Source organism: Arthrobacter sp. CC3, assembly GCF_039907775.1.
Taxonomy (GTDB): domain Bacteria; phylum Actinomycetota; class Actinomycetes; order Actinomycetales; family Micrococcaceae; genus Arthrobacter.
Genome location: NZ_JARCCY010000091.1, coordinates 1 through 4,247 on the forward strand (window position 1 = coordinate 1; position 4,247 = coordinate 4,247).

Sequence of the window (4,247 nt, forward strand, 5' to 3'; positions counted from 1 at the left end):
CTCGTCGATCCGCTCAACATCGAGCTTCGGAGCCCGCTTCACGATCTCACCGATCACATGCGCGGCAAGATCATCCGACCGGACACCGGCAAGGCCGGAGCCGAACTTCCCAAACGGGGTGCGCACGGCATCGTACACAAAAGCCTGGTTCATAAGTGTTCCTCTAGTTTTCATCTGACGGCCCAACTAAGTAGCAGCAGGTGTCGTTATGACGGCCCAAAACGACACCTGCTGCTACCTAGTTGGGCGGGCGGGCCGCGCTTCTGCGGCCTCGCGGGGGTTCGAGCGGGGTTACGCTGCCGGGATCCGGATGAGCTTTTTGTTGGAGAACTCGTTGATTCCGTACTGCGCCAGTTCACGGCCGACGCCGGAGCGCTTCACTCCGCCAAAGGGCAGGTCCGGCGCGCTGCGGCTGATGCTGTTGATCCACACCATTCCGGTCTCGAGCTGTTCGGCAAGCTGCCGTGCGGCGTCCACATCCGAGGTGTAGATAGAGCTGGAGAGGCCAAAGGGTGAATCGTTTGCCAGGTCTACGGCAGCTTCGGGAGAGTCGACGCGGTAGACGACCGCGGCGGGGCCGAAGATCTCCTCCGAGTAGGCCCGCATGTCCGGGGTGACGCCGGTCAGGACCGTTGCGGGGTAATAGGCGCCGGATCCGTTCGGTGCGCCCCCGCCGGTGATGGCGGTGGCGCCCTTGGAAACTGCGTCCTGGACCAGCTCGGCGATTTCATCCACCGAGGCCTGGGACGACAGCGGGCCGAAGGTCGTCTTGGTATCCGTCGGATCGCCCGGCGTGATCCTGGACATGGCCTCGGTGTAGCGTCGCAGGAACTCGTCGTAAATGTCGCCGACGATGATGAAGCGCTTGGACGCTGTGCAGGCCTGGCCGCCGTTGTACATACGGCCTGCCACGGCACCGGCCACCGCTTTGTCCAGGTCCGCGTCCGGCAGCACGATGAAGGGGTCCGAGCCTCCGAGCTCCAGCACATACTTCTTCATGTGCCGTCCGGCGATTTCCCCCACGGCGGATCCGGCCTTCTCGGAGCCGGTCAGCGAGACTCCCTGGACACGCGGGTCTGCGACCATGGTGGCGATCTGGCCGCTGGTGGCAAATGCGTTGATGTAGACATCGGCCGGCAGCCCGGCGTCGCGGAAGACAGCCTCGATGGCCAGGGCCGACTGCGGGCAGTTCCGTGAGTGCTTGAGGATTACGGTGTTGCCCAGCGCGATGTTCGGCGCAGCGAAACGGGCCACCTGGTAGTACGGGAAGTTCCAGGGCATGATGCCGACCAGCGGCCCGATGGGTTCGGTGCGGACCACAGCCGAACCGCGTCCGCTGATGTCCAGGGGTTCATCCCGGAGGAAGCGCTCGGCGTTGTCCGCGTAGTACGCGTAGATCGACGCAACGAGGGCGACTTCACCGCGTGCCTCCGCGATCGGTTTGCCCATCTCCAGGGTCAGCAGGGCGGCGAGTTCCTCGGAGCGTTCGCGCGTCAGTTCGGCGACGCGAGTCAAAACGGCGGCCCGTTCGGCCACGGTGGTGGAGCGCCAATTGCGGTATTCGGTGAAGGAGCGCTTCAGGACGTCCTGCACTTCGTCATCGGTGAGGGTGGGGAACTCGGCAACGCGTTCTCCGGTTGCCGGGTTGATGGTCGCGTAGTTGCTCATGATCCGGAACTCTTTCTGCAGGTACGGCTTTGTCTTACCAATCACGATCCCAGCTTCCGGCTATGCCGTCCAATACTTATTAGCCGCATGATCAATGAGAATTCAGGATCAATCGACGACGGCGGGGTCGCCGTCTCCTCTTCACGCAATCCATAAGTTTTCCGCAATAATCGGCCTGCTATTAGGTATTGGACGCTGGGTAATAGCTAGTGCGAAGGTGGGCCTGTGAAGACGATCAAGATCCATGACGCGGGCGAGACCGTCCACGTCGAACTCAACAGGCCTGAAGTCCGCAACGCCATCGACCAGCTCATGGTGGACGAGCTGCACGCTGTATGCGCAGATTTGGAGCGCACTCCCAGAATCCTCATTCTCTCCGGGGCGCAGCTCCCCTCCGGCGGCATCTTTGCCTCCGGGGCGGACATCGCCCAGCTCCGCGAACGCCGCCGCAATGATGCGTTGGCCGGTATCAATTCCGGCCTTTTCCAGCGCATCGCCAAACTGCCCATGCCGGTGATCGCAGCCATTGATGGCTTTGCGCTCGGCGGCGGTGCCGAACTGGCCTACGCGGCGGACTTCCGGATTGCCACGCCACGGGCAAAGATCGGCAATCCGGAAACCGGACTCGGCATCCTCGCTGCTGCCGGCGCGGGGTGGCGCCTCGTCGAACTCGTGGGCGAGCCCCTGGCCAAGGAAATCCTGCTCACCGGAAAAGTGCTTGACGGCGCCGAGGCCCTGGCCGTCCGGCTCGTCACTGAACTGCACGAACCAGACCAGCTGATCCCCGCAGCCTTCGCCCTTGCAGCCCGGATCGCATCCCAGGATCCGCTCGCGGTCCGCCTCACCAAGAGCGTCCTGCAGGCACCGAGATCCGCGCACCCCGCCATCGACGAACTCGCCCAAGGCATCCTCTTTGAATCAGAAGCAAAGTTTGAGCGGATGCAGGCGTTCCTGGACCGAAAAAAACACAAAGGAGCCACCAAATGACCATTTCCCTTGCAACCACGGAAATCCCGGACATAGAAACCCCAGGCGTCCCCCAGACGGTGGGCGTCCTCGGCGGAGGCCGGATGGGCGCGGGCATCGCGCACGCCTTCTTGGTCTCCGGAGCGGCCGTGACCGTCGTCGAACGCGACACGGCGGCCGCGGCAGCGGCCCTTGACCGGGTGACCGGCACGTTGTCCAAGGCGATTGAGAAGGCCGCTGTCGCCGAGGACCTGGAGTCGCTCCTGGGCCGGTTCGCGGTGTCCACTGACGCCGCCGACTTCGGCAAGGCCGGCCTGGTGGTCGAAGCCGTTCCGGAGGACTTCAAGCTCAAACAGTCCGCGTTGCTCAATGTTGAACGGTTCATTGGCGCGGATGCCTGGATCGCCACCAACACTTCCTCGCTGTCCGTCACTGAACTGGCGGCGACGCTTGCCCGGCCGGAACGGCTCTGCGGACTGCATTTCTTCAACCCGGTGCCCGCGTCCACCCTGGTGGAAGTTGTCCTTGGACCCCTCTCGGCCCCGGAACTCGCCGATTCCGCCACCCGCTGGGTGCGCGGGCTCGGCAAGACCCCCATCGTGGTCCATGACGCACCGGGCTTCGCGAGTTCGCGCCTGGGCGTCGCGATTGCACTGGAGGCCATGCGCATGCTGGAAGAGGGCGTGGCCAGTGCCCGGGACATCGACGCGGCCATGGAGCTCGGCTACCGGCACGCATCCGGACCGCTGCGCACCACGGATATCGTGGGCCTGGACGTCCGTCTGGGCATCGCCGAGTACCTGCACGAAACCCTCGGCGATCGGTTCGCACCACCTCAGATCCTTCGCGACATGGTGGCACGCGGCGAACTGGGGCGGAAGTCGGGTAAGGGCTTCTACGACTACTCCTGAACTCCCCCGGGGTCCTGAACTTCCCCCGGGCAGGTGAGGAGGCGGCGGTCAGCGATTTCGCTGGCCGCCGTTGTGTTTAGAGGCACGCTCCGCGCCCTTGTAGCGCACATGCTTAGGAACCTGTCGCTCACCCACTCAAGATCAGCAGGCCTTCGGGTGCGGGATCATCGACGAACGCCGGCCACCCCGGAAAGTCCGCGTCTACGCAAGGGTATTCGTGCCCGGGGGTGAATAGGTGCCATTCGGGGAAGGGGTCCGGGGGTAGCTCCGGTTCGGGATACAGTCCTGAATCTGCGGGCGGTCCCAGGCCCGCGCGTAGGTCCCCGATGACCGTGTGGGCCGGCCAGTGGGGTGGTTCCCAGTCCTGGTGTTCGCTGGGGTAGTGCCGCCCTCCCGGTGAGGTCCATCCCGGCGGGCTGTTCGTGCCGGCTCCGGTTGGTGTCCAGGCGCTGCTGTGTTTGAGGCGGTGGTGCCTGGGGCAGGGCTGGCCGAGGTTGGAGATTCCGGTGGCGCCGCCGTCGGCCCAGGCCAGGAGGTGGTCCGCTTCGTTGTCCAGGGAAGGGTTGCTGCAGCCGGGGAAGGGGCATTTGCCGTCGCGGAGCCGCAGCCAGCGACGCTGGGCCTGCGTGAGGCGGTAGCTGGTCCGGCCGATTTCCAGCGGTGCGCCGTCACGCGGGTCGATCAGGACGCGGTGGAAGGAAT

General features: G+C 64.8%; 4 protein-coding genes and 1 pseudogene. 2 read left to right on the plus strand and 3 right to left on the minus strand.

The annotated features are described in order from the left end of the window. Positions 1–153, minus strand: a pseudogene (locus PV761_RS24055) (3-oxoadipyl-CoA thiolase); the annotation flags it as partial. 138 nt (positions 154–291) lie between these two features. Next, positions 292–1,668: an NAD-dependent succinate-semialdehyde dehydrogenase gene (locus PV761_RS24060; RefSeq protein WP_347900029.1), complete on the minus strand. Its 1,377-nt coding sequence runs from the start codon at positions 1,666–1,668 to the stop codon at positions 292–294. Positions 1,669–1,893: 225 nt separating this feature from the next. Between PV761_RS24060 and PV761_RS24065 the strand changes: the two genes are divergently transcribed. After that, positions 1,894–2,655: an enoyl-CoA hydratase/isomerase family protein gene (locus PV761_RS24065; protein ID WP_347900030.1), complete on the plus strand. Its 762-nt coding sequence runs from the start codon at positions 1,894–1,896 to the stop codon at positions 2,653–2,655. Then, positions 2,652–3,545 (plus strand): 3-hydroxyacyl-CoA dehydrogenase family protein, encoded by an 894-nt coding sequence (locus PV761_RS24070; protein WP_347900031.1) that lies wholly within the window; start codon positions 2,652–2,654, stop codon positions 3,543–3,545. The genes PV761_RS24065 and PV761_RS24070 overlap by 4 nt, the downstream gene beginning before the upstream one ends. Before the next feature lie 127 nt (positions 3,546–3,672). Here PV761_RS24070 and PV761_RS24075 read toward each other — a convergent pair. Next, on the minus strand, positions 3,673–4,247 hold a 575-nt coding region (locus tag PV761_RS24075), incomplete at its 5' end, for an HNH endonuclease signature motif containing protein (RefSeq protein WP_347900032.1).